Source organism: Nocardia sp. NBC_00416 (genome assembly GCF_036032445.1).
Classification (GTDB): Bacteria; Actinomycetota; Actinomycetes; order Mycobacteriales; family Mycobacteriaceae; genus Nocardia.
Genome location: NZ_CP107932.1, coordinates 4,593,278 through 4,614,772, shown reverse-complemented (window position 1 = coordinate 4,614,772; position 21,495 = coordinate 4,593,278). Strand labels below are relative to the sequence as shown.

Genomic DNA, 21,495 nt, shown 5'->3' with positions numbered 1-21,495 from the left:
AATGAGTGGAACACCGCCGGAAACCCCTTCCGGGAAAGCGGAACTCGCTGGTCCGGCCGAATCAGGGAGCGGTAGTGCCGAAGTCGCGGGCGATGCCGTGCCGAGCGCGCACCGGGCAGCGGAAGCCGCCGTCTCGGTGGAACCCACCGAACCGGAGCCCGGCGGTGTCGGGGGAGCTGATGCAGCGTCCGAAACAATGAAATCCGGTGTCGAACCGGATGCCGGCGAGACGGCGAGCAACCGGACGAAACCGGTGGACCGCGGAATATCCGGTCGCGTCCTGCTCCCCAGCCTCGTGGCCGCGGTTGTCCTGTTGATCGCCGCGATCGGTGTCGCGGGGTACCTGTTCGTGCAGGAGCGCGATAAAGACAACCTGCTGACCACCCAGGAAGAAGCGCGTCGCGCCGCCTGCCGCTACGCGCCCGTCCTGGCCAACTACGACGCCGCGAACCTGGACCCCTACTTCGCCGCGGTCCTCGACGGCGCTACCGGTGCTTGGAAAAAGGAGTTCGAATCCACGACGGGCGAACTCCGCGAGGCATTGGCCGCCGGTGAAGTGGTGTCGACGGCGGGTGACATCCAATGCGCGGTCAAATCCGCGGACGCCACCTCGGCCGAGGCGGTCGTGGTGATCGGCCAGACCATCACCAGCCTCGGCACCCGGGGAAAACCCACACCGGGCCAACTGGCCATGGTGATGCGGATGGAGAAAACCGACGGCCGGTGGCTGGTCGACCAGATGAACACGACGCTGTGACTCGAGCGGCGCCCGGACCGCCTCGGTCTCGAGCTATGTCCGGCGGCCTACGTTCTCGCCGAACTGCCCTTGGAAGTTCCCCGGCGGGCTGTAGCGAGCCACGACGAATACGCTGGGTGAGGGGAAGATGCTGCCTGCCGGGCAGCTGACGACGGCCGCGGTGACCTGCGTGGTGGACTTCCACACCACCTGGGTGAAGTGGCCGGTCGCGCTGGAGAAGACCGGGTTGGCGTAGTCGTACTCGGCGGCCTCCGCCATCCAGGCCGCGACCGCGTCCTTGACGGCGGTGCCGGTATCGGTGCCGCCGAAGGCGTAGAGGTTCTCGCCGTATTTCCCCCCGGGCTGGGAGTGCTGGAACTTGCATTGAGTCGCCCACTCGAGGGTGGCCGGGTACAGCGAATCGCTCCAGGTCAGGGGCCGCGCCCCGTACTGGGCCCGCGCCTGGTTGTGTTCCGCCACAACCTCGTCACGAAAGGCCTGCGTAGCAGGATCCGCCTGCGCTGGAACGGCATTCGTGAGCGACCCGCCGACAACCGCGGCCACAGCGAGAGCAATCGCGGCGCAGGAATTCCGCAACGGAGTCGCACGTCCGCGCAGTCCCAGCCGAACTCGCGTCGGCGAAGGCGGGGAGGAAGACACGAGTTCGCGCATGCACACTCCAATTCATCGGGTCCAGAACTGCATCGGCTCACTTCCGAACTCGGAGTGAGTCTGCGAGCAGCACCCCTTCATTCGTTGCGTACGTACCAATGGATCGCAACGGCCCGACCATTTTCCGAACCGCGCTCGATTCCAGGCGATCCGCCTACGGATCCACGGTCGTGCGCGGCGCCGGAAGCAGCGGCAACGCGGCCACCGGGTACCCGAGCCGGTCGCCGCGCGGCGGCCGGCCCGGCCCTGATGATCACCGGCCGTTCAGCACTGTGCGCATGAGCAGGGCCACGCGTTCCTCGGACGCCGCCGCGACCGTGCCGAAGGCCCGGCCCAGGTCGACCACCAATGCGAATGCGGCGTGTACGAGGAAGCGGGCCTGCGGGCCCGACAGTTCGGGGCGGACCTGCCGGACCAGGCGAGCCCATTCCTCCACGCTCAGCCGCTGCACATTGCGCAGCGCGGCCCGTTCTTCGATGGGGACATGCTGGAACTCGGTGTAGTAGACGAAGGTGAGTTCCCTTTCCGCGAAGGAACCCTCGACGTACTGGCGAATCAGCGAGTCCAGCGCGTCCCGAGGTCCAGAAGCCGCCGCTACGGCGGGACCGATGGCGCTCGACACCCGTTCGGCGGCGCGCCGGAAAGCGGCGGCGAGCAGATCGCTCTTCCCACGATAGAAGCGGTACACCGCCGACGCCGCGGAAAGCCCTGCCGCAGTGGCGATATCCTCCACGCTCACATTCGGGTAGCCACGAGCGTGGAACAGTTCGACGCCCTTGCGCAGCAGCAGTTCGTGTTTGAACGAATCCGGAATCTCCACCGGCGGCGCGGGTTCGATATCGGCGGGCGGCGGGAGCGCGACTCCCGCCAGTTCCACACAGGTGGAAACCAGCAGCCCGGCAAGCGATTTCGCGGGGAGGGTCGCATGATGGTCGGCGATGCTGGTGATGACGGACAGGATGGCGACCACCAGGACGGCGCGGTCGCCGCCGCTGGTTCCGGGACGATAGGCGGCGACCCGGGTATCGAGGGCATCCAGTACCGCGGCCTGCTGCCCGGCCCGGATCTCCCGGTCGGCAGGCTCGAGGTACCGGCCTTCCCAGCGCACCAGCGCGACGCTGGCCCGGTTGGCGACGGTTACCGTGCTCAACGCAGTCAGCACCTCGCGCAGGAGTTGTTCGGGCGGCCGGTCCGCGGTGTCGGACGGCAGCCGGACCGATTCGGCCATCGCCTGGCCGACCCGCAGCGATTCCTCCTGGAACAGCGCGTACTTGCTGGGGTAGTGCCGATACAGCGCCGCGGAGCTGATGCCGAGCCCGCCGGCGATATCCTCCATGCTCACGCTGTGGTAGCCCTGCGAGCCGAAGGCGCTGGCCGCGGCCGCGGCGATCTGGGCCCGCCGGTTCTTGGGCCGCCGCCGGACCGGACGTGCCACCGCGTCGCTCTCCGTTTCCGGGACGCGGGCCGCACCGGCGCCGCGCTCGTCACGCCCGTTCGCCCCCGCTGACGGCGAGGACGACCGGGCCCGGCGATTGTCGACGCTCATCCCGCAATCCTAACGTCGGCTCACCAGCGACAACGCCGCGCACCCCGGTCAGGTGTAGTTTTCTGCGGTCGGCGCCCGCGCTACTAGGGCACGATCACCGCACGTCCCCGCAGCGTTCCTGCCGCGAGCCGCCGATACGCCTCGGGGCCCTCGTCGAGGCTGAACCGCTCGACCGCGATATCGAGCACCCCGGCGTGCGCGAGGTCGATCAATTCGATGAGTTCGGCGCGCGCCCCCCAGTACGGCGAGGTCGCGGTCGCTTCGTACGGGCTGACACCGAACCCGACGCGCGCCGCCGACTTGCCGTCACCGATCCCGACGATCGTGACATCGGAGTCCACCCCGGCGACCGCCATGGCGGTGTCGATGGTCGGCTGGTAGCCGACGAAGTCGAGGACCAGGCTCGCACCGCCCGGGCCGGTGATCTTGCGGACGTTGCCGGCGGCCTTCTCATCGGAGAGCACGACCTCGTGCGCGCCCACCGAACGGGCGAAATCGAGTTTCTCGTCGTTGACGTCCAACGCGATGACACGGGTCGGGGACAGGTGCCGCAGCAGCTGGATCGCGACATGACCGAGCCCGCCGCTGCCGATCACCACCGTCCAGGAGCCCGCGCGCAACTTGTCCAGCGAGCGTTTGATCGCGTGGTAAGGGGTGAGGCCGGCATCGGTGAGGGGCACGGTGGCCACCGGGTCGAGGTCGCCGATCGGGACCAGATGGCGGGCGGAATCGACGATCAGATACTCCGCTATGGCGCCCGGAGCGCCGAGCCCGGGCGGGAAGATGCCCAGCTCAGCGGCTCGCGAACAGTAGTTCTCCAAGCCCTGCGCGCAGAACCAGCAGTTCCCGCAGCCCCACGGGCCGTAGACCACGACATCGGTGCCGATATCGATCCCCCGGACCCCGTCGCCGAGGGCGGCGACCCGGCCCGCGCCCTCGTGACCGAGGGTCAGCGGCAGTTCGATGCCGAACATCTCCGGCGGGTTGTTCATGACGTAATCGTCGGAATGACACACTCCGGCGGCGGTCACCTGGAGCAGAACCTCACCGGGACCGGGTTCGGGGGTGGGGATCTCGCGAACTTCCGGTTCCGCACCGACGGTCACATACTGGAGTGCCTTCATAGCGCCTGTCCTCTCTGAGCCGAGCGACTGGGTGCGTGCAGGTGTAACGGCAGTGACCAGGCTAGTTCGGGAGTCACCGCGCCGTGGGTATTCGAGGGCACGATCCGGTAGCGGCGTCGCGGGGCGGTCCGGCGCCGCCGCCTCGCTTCAGCGGCTACCGGGCGGGCGGATACCGGTGTACCAATCGAGCAGATCGGGGTCGTCCACAGCGCTGCGCTCCACCACACGGGCCGGGTCGGCGCCCTGGAACAGGCGTTTGATCGGGACCTCGAGTTTCTTGCCCGTGCGAGTGTGCGGAACGGCCGGTGCGGCGAGGATCTCGTCGGGAACATGCCGGGGCGAGACCTCGGTGCGGATGACCTCGTTGATCCGGCCGCGCAGGTCGTCGGTGAGTTCGGCACCCGGGGCCAAGACGACGAACAGCGGCATCCAGTAGCCGCCGTCGGGCTGCTCCGCGCCGATGACCAGAGCTTCGGCGATTTCGGGGAGGCGCTCGACCGCCTGATAGATATCGGCGCTACCCATCCGGATGCCGTGCCGGTTGAGCGTGGAATCGGAACGTCCGTGGACCACGACGCTGCCGCGGCCGGTAAGAGTGATCCAGTCGCCGTGCCGCCATACGCCGGGATAGGAGTCGAAGTAGGCGTCGTGGTAGCGCTCGCCGTCGGGATCGTGCCAGAACCGGACCGGCATGGAGGGCATGGGCGAGGTGACCACCAGTTCGCCGACCTCACCGCGGACGGGTTGCCCGACCTCGTCGTAGGCGTCCAGCGCGACACCCAGATAAGGCGCCGACAACTCACCCGGCCAGACCGGCACCGTGCGCACACCCCCGGCGAACGCCGAGACCACATCCGTGCCGCCGCTGATGGACGCCACCGGGATATCGCCGGCGTTGTCGCGCAGCCACAGCGCGGACGCGGGCGGCAGCGAGGAACCGGTGATACCGACGAGCCGGAGGGCGGACAGGTCGTGATCGGAGCGCGGGACCGACCCCGCCTTCATACAGCCGAGCACGTAACCCGGGCTGGTGCCCAGAACGGTGGCGCCGGTGCGGGCGGTGATCTCCCACAGGGCGTCCGGCCGGGGATGGGCGGGGCTGCCGTCGTAGCAGACGATGGTCGCCCCGGCGAGCAGCCCGGCGACCTGGAAGTTCCACATCATCCAGCTGGGGCTGGTGTACCAGAAGAAGGTGTCGTCGGGGCCGATATCCGACTGCAGGGAAACGGCTTTGAGGTGCTCGAGCACCACCCCGCCGTGTCCGTGCACGATGCCCTTGGGCAGGCCGGTGGTGCCGGAGGAGAAGACGATCCACAGCGGATGGGCGAAATCGACGGTCTCGGTCTCGGGAATCGGTGTGCCGCCGGAAGGATCTGCGGCAGCCGACCACGGCGTGCTGTCGGGGATATCGAGGCCCAGCCGGGAGACCACGACGGTCGCGCGCACACTGTCCAGCCCGGCGCGCAGCGCGGCGATATCCGCGCTCTTGTCATGCGTTTTCCCGCCGTACCGATAGCCGTCCGCCGTGACCAGGACGACCGGTTCGAGCTGGCCCAGCCGATCCAGAGCGGCCCTGGCCGAATAGTCCTGACCGCACGCGCTCCACACCGCGCCGATCGTCGCGGTGCCCAGGAAAGCCACCACCGTCTCGGTGATATTCGGCAGATAGCCGACCACCCGGTCACCGGGGCGCACCCCGAGCTCGCGCAGCGTCCGGGCGAAAGCGGCCACCTGCCCCAGCAGCCCCGCCCACGAGGTGGCGACCACCTCGTCGGTACCCTCGGTGACCTGCAAAACGGCGGGCCGGTCGGTACGCGCCTGACCGACGACCCGGTCCACATAGTTCACCGTGGTACCCGGGAACCACCGTGTCCCGGGCATCTCCGGGCACGGCAACACCTCCCCGGCGATCGCCCCGAGCTCGAAATACTCCCAGACCGCCAACCAGAATTCGGGCAGGTTGTCCACCGACCAGCGCCACAGAGCGTGGTAATCCGGCAGCTCCGCACCGGACCGCGTAGCGACGAAGCGGGCGAAGTCGGTGACCCGGGCGTCGGCGATATCCCGCTCGGTCGGTACCCACTGTGGTTCCACCGGTAAGACCCTCCTGTATCTATTGCGGCGCCTCCGGCGCCGCGGGTCGGGGCCCTCGTTAACCCCGGTTCTTCACTCCGCCGCTCAGTCGCTGCGCTCCTTCGCTCTGTCGCTCCAGAACCGGGGCGGGCCCCGACCGTATCTATTGCGGCGCCTCCGGCGCCGCGGGTCGGGGCCCTCGTTAACCCCGGTTCTTCACTCCGCCGCTCAGTCGCTGCGCTCCTTCGCTCTGTCGCTCCAGAACCGGGGCGGGCCCCGACCGTATCTATTGCGGCGCCTCCGGCGCCGCGGGTCGGGGCCCTTGTCAACCCCGGTTCTTCACTCCGCCGCTCAGTCGCTGCGCTCCTTCGCTCTGTCGCTCCAGAACCGGGGCGGGCCCCGACCGTATCTATTGCGGCGCCTCCGGCGCCGCGGGTCGGGGCCCTTGTCAACCCCGGTTCTTCACTCCGCCGCTCAGTCGCTGCGCTCCTTCGCTCTGTCGCTCCAGAACCGGGGCGGGCCCCGACCGTATCTATTGCGGCGCCTCCGGCGCCGCGGGTCGGGGCCCTTGTCAACCCCGGTTCTTCACTCCGCCGCTCAGTCGCTGCGCTCCTTCGCTCTGTCGCTCCAGAACCGGGGCGGGCCCCGACCGTATCTATTGCGGCGCCTCCGGCGCCGCGGGTCGGGGCCCTTGTCAACCCCGGTTCTTCACTCCGCCGCTCAGTCGCTGCGCTCCTTCGCTCTGTCGCTCCAGAACCGGGGCGGGCCCCGACCGTATCTATTGCGGCGCCTCCGGCGCCGCGGGTCGGGGCCCTTGTCAACCCCGGTTCTTCACTCCGCCGCTCAGTCGCTGCGCTCCTTCGCTCTGTCGCTCCAGAACCGGGGCGGGCCCCGACCGTGTTTGTTTGCCCCGCTGTCGGTGTTGCGGGTCGGGGCCTTCGTGACCCCGTTTCTTCATTCCGGCACTCGGTTGCTGCGCTCCTTCGCTCTGTCGCTCCAGAACCGGGGCGGGCCCCGACCGTGTTTGTTTGCCCCGCTGTCGGTGTTGCGGGTCGGGGCCTTCGTGACCCCGTTTCTTCATTCCGGCACTCGGTTGCTGCGCTCCTTCGCTCTGTCGCTCCAGAACCGGGGCGGGCCCCGACTGTGTTTGTTTGTCCCGCCTGCGGCGGGGCCCTTGTCAAACCCGGTTCTTCACTCCGGCGCTCAGTCGCTGCGCTCCTTCACTCTGTCGCTCCAGAACCGGGGCGGGCCCCGACCATGGCGGTGACAGAACCCCGGGTGTGCGCCGAGGTGGCAGACCTTGGGGGCGGGGCTCCGATCGTGGTGTGGTGTGGCCTGGGATGATGCGGGGGCAACGGTTCCGGGCCTGATTCTTTTCTAGTGCATTCGGTTGTCGTGCTGCTTCGTTCGGACCGGACTGGCCCGCACCGCGGCGGTGGTGTCACGGAACCGGGTTCTCGGACTCCGGGATCATCCTTACCTGTTCTTGTCGCTCTGTCAGTACGAATTCGGGATGGTCTTGTTTCACAGTGCCGATTCCGGTGCGACCGGACGCCGGATCTGTGTGCTGTCAGTCCGGATCCGGGGTGGATCCAGACCCTGCCGGTGCAGCGGTAGCGTCGGCGCGCTGCAGGATCTGTTCGGCATGGCGGAGCAGCGGGGCGTCCACCATCCGGCCCTCGTAGGCGAAGACGCCCCGATGGTTCGGGGCGGCGGCCAGGACACCCCGGGCCCAGTCGAGATCCGCGGCCGACGGCGCGTACGCGGCCCGGATGACCGCGATCTGCGTGGGATGAACGGCGACTTTGATCTCGAAGCCCACCGCCACCGCGTCCTCGGCCTCGGTACGCAACCCGTCCAGATCACGGATGTTCAGGTACACCATGTCCAGGGCGAGCCGCTGGTGCGCTTTGGCGGCGAGCAGGCCGTGACTGCGCAGATGCAGGGCCACGTCGCGGTAGCTGCCGTCGGAGCGCCGGGTTCCGGTGCCGCCCATGGCGGCCACCAGGTCCTCCACTCCGCACATCACGCCGCGGGTATTGGGAGCGGCCGCGATCTGCTGGATCTCCAGCGCCCCGAGCGGGGTTTCGATCAGCGCGAAGACCTGGTACCCGGACAGTCCCGTGACCTGGTGGATGGATTCGGTTTTCGGCAGCATGACCAGCTGGTAGGCGGTGTCGCGGAGCGCCAGCAGGTCCAGTTCGTGGTCGGGGGTGCCCGCCGGGTTGACCCGTACGACCGTGGTCGCGGGGTCGAGCGGGGTGTCGACGAGGGCTTTGCGGGCGGCGGGCTTATCGGCGGGGGCCACGCCGTCTTCCAGGTCGAGGATCACCACATCGGCTGTGGCGGCCGCTTTCCGGTACCGCTCGGGGCGATCGGCGGGACAGAACAGCCACGCCGGGCCCGCGGACTTCCAGGGATCGGGGAAACCGCCGGTGGTCACTGCGCCACCTCCGCCGGGCGCAGCCGGATCATGGCGTGCCGGGTCGCGATCGCGACCACCGCGCCGTGCTGGTTGCGGCCCACGTGCCGGAAGGTGACGACGCCTTCGCCCGGCCTGCTCTTGGATTCGCGTTTGTTCAGCACCACGGTCTCGGCGTAGACGGTGTCGCCGTGGAACAGCGGCGCCGGGAACTTCACGTCCTCGAAGCCGAGGTTGGCCACCGTGGTGCCCTGGGTCAGATGGGCGACCGACAGCCCGACCAGGGTGCCCAGGGTGAACAGCGAGTTCACCAGGCGCTCGTGGAACGGCTCCTGCGCGTCGCTGTAGGCCTTGTCGATGTGCAGGCCCTGCGTATTCATGGTGAGCGTGCTGAACAGCACATTGTCGGTTTCGGTCATGGTGCGGCCGGGGCGGTGCTCGTAGAGCACCCCGGTCTCGAGTTCCTCGAACCACAGGCCGGTCTGCACGACCCGACGCAGGCCGGTGGTGTCGTACTCGACTTCCTTGGTGATCTTCTTCTCGCCGCTCACAGGCCGAGCTCCCGTCCGATCAGCATGAGTTGTACCTCCGTGGTGCCCTCGCCGATTTCGAGGATCTTGCTGTCCCGGTAGTGGCGGGCCACGGGGTATTCGTTCATGAACCCGTAGCCGCCGAAGATCTGGGTGGCGTCCCGGGCGTTGTCCATCGCGGCTTCGCTGGCCACCAGTTTCGCGATGGAGGCTTCCTTCTTGAAGGGTTTCCCGGACAGCATGAGTGCGGCGGCGTCGTAGTAGGCGGTGCGGGCGGTATGTGCGCGCACCTCCATCCGGGCGATCTTGAACGCGATCGCCTGGTTGCTGCCGATCGTCCGCCCGAATGCCTCCCGTTCCCCGGCGTAGCGCACGCATTCGTCCACACACCCTTGCGCGGCCCCGGTGGACAGCGCGGCGATGGCGATCCGCCCTTCGTCGAGGATGCGCAGGAAGTTGGCGTAGCCGCGGCCGCGTTCGCCGAGCAGGTTCTCCTTCGGCACCCGCACCTCGGTGAAGCTGAGCGGATGGGTGTCCGAGGCGTTCCAGCCGACCTTGTTGTAAGCGGGTTCGGCGAGGAAGCCGGGAGTGTCGGCGGGCACCAGGATGGTGGAGATCTCCTTCTTCTCCGCCGTCTGTCCGGTGACCGCCGTGACCGTCACCAGCGCGGTGATATCGGTGCCCGAGTTGGTGATGAACTGCTTGCTGCCGTTGATGACCCAGCTGTCGCCGTCCTCGACCGCGGTGGTGCGGGTACCCCCGGCGTCGCTGCCCGCGCCCGGTTCGGTGAGTCCGAACGCACCCAGGTTCGCGCCACTGGCGAGCCGGGGCAGCCATTCCTGCTTCTGCTTCTCGTCGCCGAACCGGTACACCGGCATGGCGCCCAGGGAAACCCCGGCCTCCAGGGTGATGGCGACGCTCTGGTCCACCTTGCCGAGTTCCTCGAGGGCGAGACAGAGGGCGAAATAGTCGCCGCCCATCCCGCCGTACTCCTCCGGGAACGGCAACCCGAACAGGCCCATCTTCGCCATACCCGCGACGACCTCGTACGGAAAACTGTGCTCGGCGTCGTGTTTCGCCGCCACGGGGGCGACCACCTGGTTCGCGAAATCCCGTACGGTCAGCGCCAGGTCGCGGTAGTGCTCGGGCAGTGTGCCGGTGGAGAGGAAATCGGTCACCGGTGCCTCATTTCGTTCTCGGTGGGTGGATTCGCCGGTTCGCGCGGTGCATCGCGGATCAACTCGGCGCGGGTTCGGCGGCGGGCGGCCGTTCGACGGTGGCCGGGTCGGCGCCGGGCGCCGGATCGGGGTGCACCCGGGCGAGTACCTCGTCCAGCCGCACCGAAGCGCCTGCCGCGACCAGGATCTCGACCGTGCCGGCCAGGGGCGCGGTGAGTGAATGCTCCATTTTCATGGCCTCGACGACCAGAATCGGTGCGCCCGCGGCCACCGGGCTTCCGGATTCGGTCGTCACGGTCAGCACCGTCCCCGGCATCGGACTGCGGATCTCCGCGTCCTGCGCGGCCGCATCGCCGGCCCGCACGGATTCCTCGGCCAGCTCCCGCACCAGAGCGACCCCGGACGCCCCGGCGACCCAGATCTGGGAATCGGATTCGGCGACCCGGTAGGTGCGGCGGATCCCGTCGAGGGTGAGCGACACCGTGTGGACGATCGCGCCGCCGGGCAGCCCGGCGGTGTTGTCCGGGCCGAGTGCGGCCGCGGCCGTGGCGGGGTCGCCGTCCTCGACGCGCAATTGCGCTGCGTCGGGCGTGCCGGTCAGGCTGACGTGCACGACCCGGTCCGCGCCCGCCAGCCGGATCCGGGTCGGCGCGTGCACGCCGACCCGCCAGCCGGTCGGGCGGCTCCACGGGTCCGCCGGACCCGTGGGCCAGCGCCGCAGCCACCGGTACACGGCCGCCGCGGCGAAGATGTCGTCGGCGATCGGCGCCGCCCGGTACTCGCCGGCGCGCCGGTCCAGCAGTGCGGTGTCCAGGCGTCCCGCGACCACATCGGGATCGGCGAGCAGGAACCGCAGGAAGTCGATATTGGTCCGGACGCCGAGCAGCGCCGTATCGGCCAGCGCCTGGTCCAGTGTGGCCAGCGCCGCGGCCCGGTCCGGACCGTGCGCGACGACCTTCGCCAGCATCGGGTCGTAGTCGCTGCCCACCACCGTGCCCACCGCGAGCCCGGAATCCACTCGGACACCCGGGCCGCCCGGTTCCACCAGGTCCACGACGGTCCCGCCGGTCGGCAGGAAGTCGCGGGCGGGGTCCTCGGCGTACACCCGGGCCTCGACGGCATGGCCGTGCAGCCGGATATCGTCCTGTTCCAGCCGGATCCGCTGGCCCGCCGCGATCCGGACCTGGCATTCCACCAGGTCGAATCCGGTGACCATTTCGGTGACCGGGTGTTCCACCTGAAGGCGGGTGTTCATCTCCATGAAGAAGAATTCGTCCGGCCGGTCGGCCGAGACGATGAACTCCACGGTCCCCGCGCCCTCGTAGTCGACGCTGCGCGCGGTGGCGCAGGCGGCCGCGCCGATCCGGGCCCGGGTCGCGGCGTCCAGCAGCGGTGAGGGCGCTTCCTCGATCACCTTCTGGTGGCGGCGTTGCAGACTGCATTCCCGTTCGCCCAGATGCAGGACGGCGCCGTGGGCATCGGCCAGGATCTGCACCTCGATATGACGCGGCCGGGTGACGAACCGTTCCAGGAAGAGGGTGTCGTCACCGAAGGCGGCCGCGGCTTCCCGGCGGGCGCTGACCAGCGCGGCGGGCAGATCGGCGGGATCGTCGACCCGCCGCATACCCTTGCCGCCGCCACCGGCGGACGGTTTCACCAGCACGGGAAAGCCGATATCGGCGGCCGCCGCGACGAGTTCGGCGTCACCCAGGCCGGGTTCGGCGATACCCGGCACCACCGGGACGCCCGAGGCGGCGACCGTGGTCTTCGCGGTGATCTTGTCGCCCATGATCTCGATCGCCTTGACCGGTGGCCCCAGGAAGACGATTCCGGCGGCCTCCAGCGCGGCGGCGAAAGCGGCGTTCTCCGAAAGGAACCCGTACCCGGGATGGACGGCCTGCGCTCCGGTGCGGCGCGCGGCGTCCACGATCCTGTCGATGTTCAGGTAGCTGTCCCGGGCGGCGGCCGGACCCAGCCGCACCGCGGTATCGGCGGCCCGGACGTGCGCGGCGCCGGCGTCGGCGTCGCTGTACACCGCGACCGATCGCAGGCCCATGGTTCGCAGGGTGCGCAGGACCCGCACCGCGATCTCACCGCGATTGGCCACCAGCACCGTGTCGAACGGGAGGGGATGATTCGAATTCAGCATGGTGATCACATCCGGAAGACGCCGTAGGAGACCGGGTCCAGCGGCGCCTGCGCGCACACCGTGAGCGCCAGCCCGAGCACGGTCCGGGTGTCGGCGGGGTCGATGACGCCGTCGTCCCACAGCCTGGCCGTCGAATAGTAGGGGTTGCCCTGGGCCTCGTACTGGCGGCGGATCGGGTCCTTGAACGCCTCCTGATCGGCTTCGCTCCACGGTCGCCCGTTGCCGTCGAGTTGATCCCCGCGCACGGTGGCCAGCACCGCCGCCGCCTGTTCCCCGCCCATCACCGAGATGCGGGCGTTCGGCCACATCCAGAGGAAGCGCGGCGAGTAGGCGCGTCCGCACATCGAATAGTTCCCGGCGCCATAGGAACCGCCGATCACGACCGTCAGTTTGGGGACGCGCGCGCACGCCACGGCGGTCACCATCTTCGCCCCGTGTTTGGCGATACCCCCGGCCTCGTAGTCGCGGCCGACCATGAACCCGGTGATGTTCTGCAGGAACAGCAGCGGAATCCGGCGTTTGTCGCACAGTTCGATGAAATGCGCGCCCTTCATCGCGGATTCGCTGAACAGCACGCCGTTGTTGGCGACGATCCCCACCGGATGCCCGTGGATATGGGCGAACCCGGTGACCAGCGTGGTGCCGTATTCGGCCTTGAACTCGTGGAATCCGGCGGTGCCGTCGGCATCGGCGTCGACGATGCGGGCGATCACCTCGCGCACGTCGTAGGGGGTGCGCAGATCCGCCGGAACGATGTCGTAGATCTCTTCGACCGGCGCGGCCGGGTCGCGGCCGGCCCGCACCTCCCATGCGGGTTCCGGGCGCGGACCCAGGGTGCCGACGATCCGGCGGACCACCCGCAGGGCGTCGCGGTCGTCGTCGGCCAGATGATCGGTGACACCGGAGGTGCGCGAATGCAGTGCGCCGCCGCCCAATTCCTCCGCGGTCACCACTTCACCGGTGGCCGCCTTCACCAGCGGCGGCCCGCCGAGGAAGATCGTGCCCTGGTCGCGCACGATGACCGCTTCGTCGCTCATCGCCGGAACGTAGGCCCCGCCCGCGGTGCACGACCCCATGACGGCGGCGATCTGCGCGATCCCGCGGGCGCTCATGGTGGCCTGGTTGTAGAAGATCCGGCCGAAGTGCTCGCGGTCGGGGAACACCTCGTCCTGTTCGGGCAGGTAGGCGCCGCCGGAGTCCACCAGGTACACGCACGGGAGGTTGTTGTGCAGCGCGACCTCCTGGGCGCGCAGATGCTTCTTCACCGTGATCGGGTAGTAGGTGCCGCCCTTGACAGTGGCGTCGTTGGCCACGATCACGCATTCGCGACCCGATACCCGTCCGATTCCGGTGATGATCCCGGCGCCGGGTGAGTCGCCGTCGTACATGCCGTCGGCCGCCAGCGGGGACAGTTCCAGGAACGGGCTGCCGGGATCGAGGAGCTGGTCCACCCGGTCGCGGGGCAGGAGTTTGCCGCGGCCGATATGGCGCTGCCGGGCTTTCTCCGGGCCGCCGCGGGCCGTGTCGGCGAGCCGTTGGCGCAACTGGTCGACCAAGGCGAGGTTCGTGGTCCGGTTAGCGGATCCGGACCGGGTGGCGGGTGCTGGGCTCGCGGTGCGGGTCATCGCGTCATCCTGTCGTCCAGTTAATCGCTGATAACTGGAATTGAGGTTAATCTTGACTAACCGAGTTGTCCAGGGCATGTGGAAGGAGTGCGGGTGACCAGTGCGGATTCTGCCACCCCGACCCGCCGCGAACTGCTGAAACAGCAGCGGCGCGGCCAGTTGCTCGCGGCCGGGGCCCGGCTCATCGCCGAACGCGGATACCTCGGCATGCGATTGGACGATCTGGGCGCCGCGGTCGGGATCAGCGGCCCCGCGGTCTACCGGCACTTCCCCAACAAGGAGGCACTCCTGGTGGAGTTGCTGGTGGGGATCAGCCGCCGCCTGCTCGACGGCGGCAGCGCCGTCGCCGCCGACGCGACACGACCGCGGGAGGCATTGGCGGGCCTCGTCGACTTCCACCTCGACTTCGCGCTCGGCGAACCCGAACTCATCCGCATCCAGGACCGCGACCTCGACAATGTGCCGCCGCCGGCCCGCCGCGAGATCCGGCGCACCCAGCGCCGCTATGTGGAGATCTGGGTGGGCGTTCTGTGTGAACTGACCCCCGGGCTGGACGAGGACACCGCCCGCGTACAGGCCCACGCAGTGTTCGGGCTGCTCAACTCCACCCCGCACAGTGCCGGACCGGTCCGTGGACGCACCCGGTCGGTCCTACGCTCGATGGCCCTGGCCGCGCTGACCGGGCCGGTACCGGGCTGAGGTCGGGCCGACCGGCACTGTTGCTTCTTACGCGACCCCTCGCGGCATCCCAATTTGGATTGCACCTATATAGCTGTGCAGTCGTCCCTGTTCGATGCGATCGAAGCGGGAGTGCAGTCGACTCGATGTGCCGTCGAGAAACAGAACTTCCTCTTCGTCGGGGTCGACCGACCACTGTTTGATGGGCTTACCGCTGAAAGACGCCAAGGCTATGTGCACGTTGCCCTTTTTGAGTGCGTATGGCCGGGTGGAGGTACTCATGAAGCCCAATTCGGTGAATACTGCGCCCTTTTTGTACTGGGGCAGCATTTCTTCCGGAACGTCGATATGCCGATATACGGTGCCCTCGTAATCCGGTATCTTGTGAAGGGCAGACCGGAGATCTGCGATATCGTGCTGGAAGTCCAGGCCCCGCCCTTCGCGAAGGGCTCTGTTGACTTCCGGAGAGCCGGTTCCGGTGTAAGTCTCGAGCGCCATGATCTCCCGTGGGGTCAGCTGCGGATCCAGCGATATCGATCGCCCACCGGATCCGATGGGAAGCGCAGGGGCGTCGGCTCCTCCGGGGGCGAATTCGAGGTTGCTTCCGTCAGCTGCGGCGGCCACGGTTTTCGCTCCGTCCGGGCTCTCCCGAGCCACTGTCCGCAGGGTCGCGGCCCCTGTGGCGGCCAAGGAGTCGAGTGTCTGCTGGAGCTGCTCGGTCAGATATTTCATGAGGTCGACTGGTAACTGGGAGGGCCCGGTCGATCGCATGTCTCATGGTTCCATGAGAGGCACCGTAAGAACAAAATATCCATCCCAGGCTCGGCAGCCATCTAATCAGGCGCTCTGCGAACAGGATTCGGTGCCGGAGCGGGGGCGGCGGGATCCCGTGCTGTAGGAACGCCCGCGTCTGATCGATGTAGTAGTGGCCGGCCATACCGGCACGCCAGCTGGTAGCGGGCTTCCTCCGATGACACGTGCGAGTGCGACAGCGCTGGGGACGCCGCTCAGTCGCTCGATTTCGAGTTCGAAGGGCGTTACCGCTCGACACGCTCGGATTGCGGACGAGGTTACCGATTCGATGTGATCAGCCGACACTCCACCTACCGCTGCAATCCTGTCGATCGTGAGAGACAAACTTTCTGGTGGTGTCCGGTCATAGAAGGGGAAATCGATTAACTCTTGACACTTCTCGACCAGAGCGTGCAGCTCCGACGATTCCTCGAATGTCAGGAACCAGTAGTAGACCAGGGGCCCGAGTGGGCGCGTCCAATGATTCCTTAGCCGTTGCACGCTCCCGGCCCCCGTTCTGGAAATGGTGTCGTCCGTTCCGGTCATCACTGGTCCATGAGATTCGACAGGGTATCGCGAACATATAGCGGCATATCGGGAGCGTATCTTTTGCTGGCAGCGGGGAGAGCAACAACCGCTGACGCAATGCCTCATCCAGCGATGGGGATCACCAGGACCCGGATTTCGTAGCGGCACTGCCCCTTGTTGTGTGAGCGGTGCACGCAGGCGGCGGTCGCGACAGGTTGCTGAATCTGTTCGCGGGCAACGTGTTCGAGACGGCAGTCGCAGCGGGGCGTTACGATGCCTTCCGTACGGCGGGCGAGTCGGTTGTGGGGCTCCTCGTAGGTTCTGGGTTATTTTCCGGAAGCGGCGTGAAAAAGGGGGCTGTTGTGCAGTGCTCGTGCCGTGCTTCGTTGCGTCAACGCGTGTGGGGTCTCGGGATCCGTTCGAACTGGTGGTGTCGTCATGGCATTCGGTAATGAACTCAGGGCTGCGCGGCGTGGGCGAGGGTGGTCGTATGGTCGGCTTATCTGGGCGTTGAAAGAGGAGGCGCAACGCCAGGGCATCGGGATCATGAGTGATCGAAGCTTGACGACGGCGCTGTCACGCTGGGAGAACAACCACAACACACCGGATCAGTTCTACCGCAGGCTACTCGGAGTTGTGCTCGGTCTGCCTGTGGCCGAGGATGTCGCTGTTCGGACAGGTACCTATGAGCAGGATATCGATCGCGCGATCGAGGTCTTGGATGTGTTGACCCGATGGGATCACGAGGAAAGACCGATCTTCACCTCGACCGTCGGCCTCGTCGACAGCGACCGAGTGATCTCGGGGTATCTGTTCGCGCGATCCCATGCGGTCGATGATCCGGCCATCCCGCCTATCTCGACTGCGATGGAGCCGGATTCGGTTGCCGGCCGAATCCGAGCCGCAGCATCGGCACTGATGAGTGTCGATTTCGAGCAGGGCGGTGGTCGTATCCGAGCCGCGCTGACCCACTACTTCCAGAACAGCGTTACGCCCGAGCTTCGAGCTGAGCGTGCTGGTGACAGTCGTCGTGCGGTGTACGGGGCCGCGGCCGAGGTAGCGCAGTTACTGGGATGGTCGGCCTACGACGCGGGACACCAGTCGGTCGCGGCACGATATTTCACCCTCGGTCTCCGACTCGCGGACGAGGCCGCGGACCAGCTGATGGGCGCGCGACTGTTGGCCAATTTGTCGCATCAGTACAACGCCATCGGCAAATATCCACAAGCACTGACCATGGCCCGCGCTGCACAAGCGGCCCTTCGCGGTCGTGGCACCGCGAGTGTGGAAACCATGTGCGTGATGATGGAAGCCCGTGCGCTGGCCAACCTGCGGGACGAGCGGGCAGCGGTGCGGGCCATCGGCCACGCGGAGCGCTTGTTCGATCGGCGAACCGGTGACGAACCAGATTGGATCGGCTACTACGACGCCGCTGAACTCTGCGGCGATATTGCGCATGCGTTTCGCGACCTGGGCGTTGCGGCCCGGAGCCGGGAATTCACACAGCGGGCATTGACACCCACGACACCACGGCGGACACGCGTGTTCATCCAACTCGTCAACGCGGACGTTGCCCTGAAGTGCGGCGAAATAGAGGAAGCCGCGTATTTGGCGACGGGTGCGCTGCACAGCGGCGGTGCCTTACAGTCACAGCGGTACCTGCGCTACTTACAAGAATTCGCTCGCAGTGTCCCGGATCTGGGGGATCCGGCCATGGTGGAGTTCACCGAGATCCTCGGCGATCGCTATCCGAAACTTCTGCGAACCGAGCGGGTACGTCGAACCTAGAATCCGCTCCAGTTCTCTGTGAATCCCTCACGGAGGGTGAGCATTCGCTTGCGGTATTCAGCTGCAGTCGCCTCCGTATGTCCGAAGTTCTGTGCCAGCCATGTGATCATCCGCAGCTGCATGACCGAACATACCGTGGGGAACCCATCCCACCGCACGAGGTCGTAGCCATATGCGGCAGTGAACTGTGTGTAGGCGTTCTGGGGGAGCATCCCCATCGCGGCCTCTGTGGCTGTCTTCGCGAGATCCCATTCGTGATGAGCTACATTCACGGCCTCGAAATCGATCAGCGTGCCGGTGCCGTCCGGCGCGATGATCACGTTCTTGATATGGGCGTCACCATGGTTTACGCCTACCGGTAGTACATAGGTCAGATCACCGACTTCCGAATCCAGTCGCGTTTTCACCCGTAACAGGAGCTCCTTGTCTTGTTCGGGGATCGGTGCGCGGCGAAGTCGGCGTTCCACCCGATCCAAGGGGCGGAACTCCGGAATGTCGATGCCTACGGGGTATGAAAGCTGGTGGAGTCCACGAAGAAGGCCCCCGGCGGCCGCCGCCTCGTCGCCTGTGGCGGTGCGGCCCGGCAGATAATGCCAGAAGGTCACCGGGTGGTCTCCAGCGGAGATCGGTTGTTCGCATCCGATGTCGAATACGCGGGCTGCGGGTACTTCTTCGCCGGCCAGCCACGCTGCTACTGCGACCTCTTTGACCGCATCAGCGTGGTAGCTCGAATCGCGCGCAATCCGTACGACAACCGCATGGCCGGGCACGTGGTACAGGATGTTCTGACCGAGCCGAAGGAACTGAATGTCCGCACCGGAAAATCCAGCCCGACGGCAGGCCGCTCTGGCGACCGCTTCCATTGTTTCAGGGACGAAGGCCAGTGCGCGATCGGACACGACCCCAGGTTAACGACCGGCGTTTCGGTGGCTGGTCGGGCCGGTTCGGTAGCCGATGCCAATGGCTGCCAACTTCCGCGGCTCCCGTGCGGTCGGTTTCATCGAGTCATGCCTCACGCCGAACACTCCATTCGAACCGGCCCCGGGATGCCGGTCGGTGTGGACACCAGCCGCATGAGTATCACGCGTGTCCATCACGACTGCCCGAGCGGTCAGGAGACACCGGCGCCGCCGGTCAGAGCTCCGCACAATCTCGCGATGGCCGCCACACTCCGACTCTGGCAAGCAGGTAAAAGGTGGGTCACCGACGACCCGGCGGTGTTGCGGCAGCTCGCCGACGGGCTCCGGACGTTACCCGCCGACTATCCCACCACGCATTGTCGATCGCAGGACCCGATTCGCGGGTACGCGCACGCCCACCAGGTGATGGACGTCCACGCCGCGCATCGCTGCCCGCGCTACGAAGCGGCGGCAGAGTTTGCGTCGGAGGCGCAGTGGTGACTACTTCGAGGCGGGCGATCGTCCTCTGTCGGACCGGCTGCGACAGTGGGGAGATCGAGCGGTTGTCGCGGGTGCACGGTCTTCGCGTGGTGTACACGGTCTACACGGACACCGGGCCGGAACTCGCGGCGCGGATCGCCGTACAGCACGCGCTCGAGCATGCGGTCGAGGTCGTGGTGATCCCGTACCTGACCGAGCACGAGGTGCGGGAAACGCGCGCGTGGCAGGCGGTCACCTGGTTCGTGGCCCTGGTGACCGCGACGGGATTCCTCGAGCGTGGGTCCTGAAACCGCGAGGTGTGTCCGGTGTCGACGACGGAGGTCGAGACGGAACCCGGCTACGCGGCGGCCTCGAATCGGAGGTGGGCTTCGATTTCGGCGGGTGAGCCGGTGTAGTGGAGAGCACGCAGGCCGAGCTGGGCGGCGGCTCGGCAGTTGTCGGCCCGGTCATCGACGAACAGGACACGGCCCGGGTCGCTGACACCGGTCGCGGCGAGTGCGTTCCGGTAGGTGTCGGGGTGGGGTTTGTTCAGGCCGAGCCGGGCCGAGTAGAGGGCGTCGGCCATCAGCGTGCGCCAGTCGGAGTCGTCGAGCGCGTCGCTCACCGGATGGGGTGCGTTGGAGAGCAGCACCATCGGGAGCCCCGACCGCCGGAACCGTTGGAGGAGCGCGACCACGCGGTCGTCGGTACGGGTCCACATCGCGGTGTCGACGGCACGCAAGCGGGCGAGTGATTCCGGATCCGGGCGGTCGCCCAGCACGGCGGTCCAGAAGTCCGCGTCGTCGAGTTCGCCGGAATCGTAGGGTTCGCGCGCGCTCCAGAACGTGTCCTGGAAGAGCTCGAGCCGGTCTGCCTGCCATCCGGCGACTTCGGCGAGCCCGCTCCAGGCCGCGACGGTGGGCTGCAGGCCGATGACGCCGTTGTAGTCGAAGATGATCGCGGCCGGTTGCGGGGGCTGCTGGGGGAGTAGGGCTACCACTGGTTCTCCAAGGCTCGATGGGACAGTACGGCCACGCCCGCGGCGAGCAGGGCGGGCAGCATGAGGGCGACCGGCAGGGACGTGATCGCCGCCAGTGCGCCGATGAGCGCGGGCCCCGCCAGCAGACCCAGATAGCCGGTCACGGTCACGGTGGCGATGCCGCGCGGACCACCGGCCCCGGCCGCGCTGATCAGGGAAGGGATCGTGACGGACAGGCCGAGACCGAACGCGGCCCAGCCGGCGAGCGCGAACGGCACGTCGGCCACCGCCGAGCCCGTGATGAGGCCGATCGAGGACAGGATCGCGCCCGCCCGAACTACTTTCGCCGCACCGAAGCGCGCGGTGAGCCGATCGCCGACGAGACGGCCGGCGGCCATGGCCGCGCTGTATCCGGCGAACGCCGCGGCGCTGATCGCGGCGGATCCGCCCAGCGCGGTGAGATGGACTGCCGACCAATCCGCGGCGGTGCCCTCACCCAGCAGACATCCCGCGGCCAGTAAGCCCAACAGCCAGATCCGGGCCCGCGACAGCTCGGGCCGTCGCTCGCCCGCCGTCGTTTCCCCGGGGTCAGGGCCGGTCGCCGGTGATCCGACACAGCGGGTGGCCGGCGCCACCGCGACCACCGCCACAATGACCACGGCCGCGGTGACACCGAAGACGTAGGTGTGCGAGTAGTGCGCCGCGACAGCGGCGAGTACCGCCCCGCCCAGCGCGCCGAGACTGTAGGCCGCATGCAGGCCCGACATGATCGGGCGACCGTACGCCTGCTGGCACCGGACCGCCGCGACATTCGCCCCCACGTCGAGCACACCGTGCGCGGCTCCGAAAAGCAGTGCTGCAGTAGCGAGTAGGAGCGCAGACCGGCAGGTGCCGACCAGAGCGAGGCTCACGGCGAGACAGAATCCGCCGCCGGTCAGCAGTTGGGGCAGCCGGGCGGGTTCGGCGAGCCGACCACCCACCCGGAGACCGGCGACCATGCCGACCGCGGCCGCCAGAAGCACCGCGGCCAGCCCGGCGGTGCCGAGTCCGGCGGTCTCCTGGACGGCCGGGATCCGGGTCCCCCACACGGCCATGACAACACCGAGCCCGGCAAAGTATCCAATCAGTAAACTCCGACTCCGCACGACGGCGTCGGATATCTCTCGGGTGCGTTCCGAAATCGGTGGCGCGCTCGTATGCGTCATGAAAACTCCATGTGTGCCGTCGCCGAATTCGCGGTCGAAGGCGACCGCGAAATCAGCTGCGGAGTATGACAATTCCGGTCTCTTTCCACGA

At 67.7% G+C, this 21,495-nt stretch carries 18 protein-coding genes; 5 read left to right on the top strand and 13 right to left on the bottom strand.

Annotated features, from left to right (window positions below; translation table 11 throughout):
• Nucleotide 1 precedes the first annotated feature (1 nt).
• Complete coding sequence (locus OG804_RS19635; RefSeq protein WP_328388571.1) at nt 2-757, top strand: hypothetical protein; 756 nt, start codon at nt 2-4, stop codon at nt 755-757.
• Nucleotides 758-790: 33 nt separating this feature from the next.
• Here the strand turns inward: OG804_RS19635 and OG804_RS19630 are convergent, their stop codons facing one another.
• The 9 genes from OG804_RS19630 to OG804_RS19590 form a co-directional block, all read right to left on the bottom strand.
• On the bottom strand, nt 791-1,216 hold the full coding sequence (locus tag OG804_RS19630) for a CAP domain-containing protein (RefSeq protein ID WP_328388569.1): 426 nt from the start codon (nt 1,214-1,216) through the stop codon (nt 791-793).
• A 445-nt stretch (nt 1,217-1,661) separates the two neighbouring features.
• Nucleotides 1,662-2,954: a TetR/AcrR family transcriptional regulator gene (locus OG804_RS19625; RefSeq protein ID WP_328388568.1), complete on the bottom strand. Its 1,293-nt coding sequence runs from the start codon at nt 2,952-2,954 to the stop codon at nt 1,662-1,664.
• An 83-nt stretch (nt 2,955-3,037) separates the two neighbouring features.
• Nucleotides 3,038-4,078, bottom strand: coding sequence for an NAD(P)-dependent alcohol dehydrogenase (locus tag OG804_RS19620; RefSeq protein ID WP_328388567.1), 1,041 nt, complete (start codon nt 4,076-4,078; stop codon nt 3,038-3,040).
• A gap of 147 nt (nt 4,079-4,225) precedes the next feature.
• Nucleotides 4,226-6,172 carry an acetoacetate--CoA ligase gene (locus OG804_RS19615; protein WP_328388566.1) on the bottom strand — a complete coding sequence of 649 codons (1,947 nt, stop codon included), beginning with the start codon at nt 6,170-6,172 and terminating at the stop codon, nt 4,226-4,228.
• Nucleotides 6,173-7,721: 1,549 nt separating this feature from the next.
• On the bottom strand, nt 7,722-8,594 hold the full coding sequence (locus tag OG804_RS19610; protein ID WP_328388564.1) for an HpcH/HpaI aldolase/citrate lyase family protein: 873 nt from the start codon (nt 8,592-8,594) through the stop codon (nt 7,722-7,724).
• A complete protein-coding gene (locus OG804_RS19605; protein WP_328388562.1) occupies nt 8,591-9,124 on the bottom strand; it encodes a MaoC family dehydratase in 534 nt (177 codons plus the stop codon). The genes OG804_RS19610 and OG804_RS19605 overlap by 4 nt, the downstream gene beginning before the upstream one ends.
• On the bottom strand, nt 9,121-10,281 hold the full coding sequence (locus OG804_RS19600; RefSeq protein WP_328388560.1) for an acyl-CoA dehydrogenase family protein: 1,161 nt from the start codon (nt 10,279-10,281) through the stop codon (nt 9,121-9,123). Before OG804_RS19600 ends, OG804_RS19605 begins: the two co-directional genes overlap by 4 nt.
• A 58-nt stretch (nt 10,282-10,339) precedes the next feature.
• Nucleotides 10,340-12,430 carry an ATP-binding protein gene (locus OG804_RS19595; protein ID WP_328388558.1) on the bottom strand — a complete coding sequence of 697 codons (2,091 nt, stop codon included), beginning with the start codon at nt 12,428-12,430 and terminating at the stop codon, nt 10,340-10,342.
• A 5-nt stretch (nt 12,431-12,435) separates the two neighbouring features.
• The gene (locus OG804_RS19590) at nt 12,436-14,055 is read right to left on the bottom strand and encodes a carboxyl transferase domain-containing protein (RefSeq protein ID WP_328388556.1); all 1,620 of its coding nucleotides are present in this window, start codon (nt 14,053-14,055) and stop codon (nt 12,436-12,438) included.
• Between the two features lie 93 nt (nt 14,056-14,148).
• Between OG804_RS19590 and OG804_RS19585 the strand changes: the two genes are divergently transcribed.
• Nucleotides 14,149-14,754, top strand: a complete 606-nt coding sequence (locus tag OG804_RS19585) for an SACE_7040 family transcriptional regulator (RefSeq protein WP_328388554.1) — start codon at nt 14,149-14,151, stop codon at nt 14,752-14,754.
• Between the two features lie 27 nt (nt 14,755-14,781).
• Here OG804_RS19585 and OG804_RS19580 read toward each other — a convergent pair whose 3' ends face one another.
• Nucleotides 14,782-15,465: an ADP-ribosyltransferase gene (locus OG804_RS19580; RefSeq protein WP_328388552.1), complete on the bottom strand. Its 684-nt coding sequence runs from the start codon at nt 15,463-15,465 to the stop codon at nt 14,782-14,784.
• Between the two features lie 1,134 nt (nt 15,466-16,599).
• Here OG804_RS19580 and OG804_RS19575 point away from each other — a divergent pair.
• Nucleotides 16,600-17,841, top strand: a complete 1,242-nt coding sequence (locus tag OG804_RS19575; RefSeq protein ID WP_328388550.1) for a hypothetical protein — start codon at nt 16,600-16,602, stop codon at nt 17,839-17,841.
• On the opposite strand, the gene OG804_RS19570 is transcribed toward OG804_RS19575, so the two are convergent.
• A complete protein-coding gene (locus OG804_RS19570) occupies nt 17,838-18,740 on the bottom strand; it encodes a phosphotransferase enzyme family protein (protein ID WP_328388548.1) in 903 nt (300 codons plus the stop codon). The genes OG804_RS19575 and OG804_RS19570 overlap by 4 nt on opposite strands.
• Before the next feature lie 258 nt (nt 18,741-18,998).
• Between OG804_RS19570 and OG804_RS19565 the strand changes: the two genes are divergently transcribed.
• Complete coding sequence (locus OG804_RS19565; protein ID WP_328388546.1) at nt 18,999-19,241, top strand: hypothetical protein; 243 nt, start codon at nt 18,999-19,001, stop codon at nt 19,239-19,241.
• A complete protein-coding gene (locus OG804_RS19560) occupies nt 19,238-19,528 on the top strand; it encodes a hypothetical protein (RefSeq protein WP_328388544.1) in 291 nt (96 codons plus the stop codon). The genes OG804_RS19565 and OG804_RS19560 overlap by 4 nt, the downstream gene beginning before the upstream one ends.
• Before the next feature lie 50 nt (nt 19,529-19,578).
• Here the strand turns inward: OG804_RS19560 and OG804_RS19555 are convergent, their stop codons facing one another.
• Nucleotides 19,579-20,220 (bottom strand): HAD family hydrolase, encoded by a 642-nt coding sequence (locus tag OG804_RS19555; protein ID WP_328388543.1) that lies wholly within the window; start codon nt 20,218-20,220, stop codon nt 19,579-19,581.
• On the bottom strand, nt 20,214-21,293 hold the full coding sequence (locus OG804_RS19550; RefSeq protein ID WP_328388541.1) for an MFS transporter: 1,080 nt from the start codon (nt 21,291-21,293) through the stop codon (nt 20,214-20,216). Before OG804_RS19550 ends, OG804_RS19555 begins: the two co-directional genes overlap by 7 nt.
• Nucleotides 21,294-21,495: the final 202 nt, after the last annotated feature.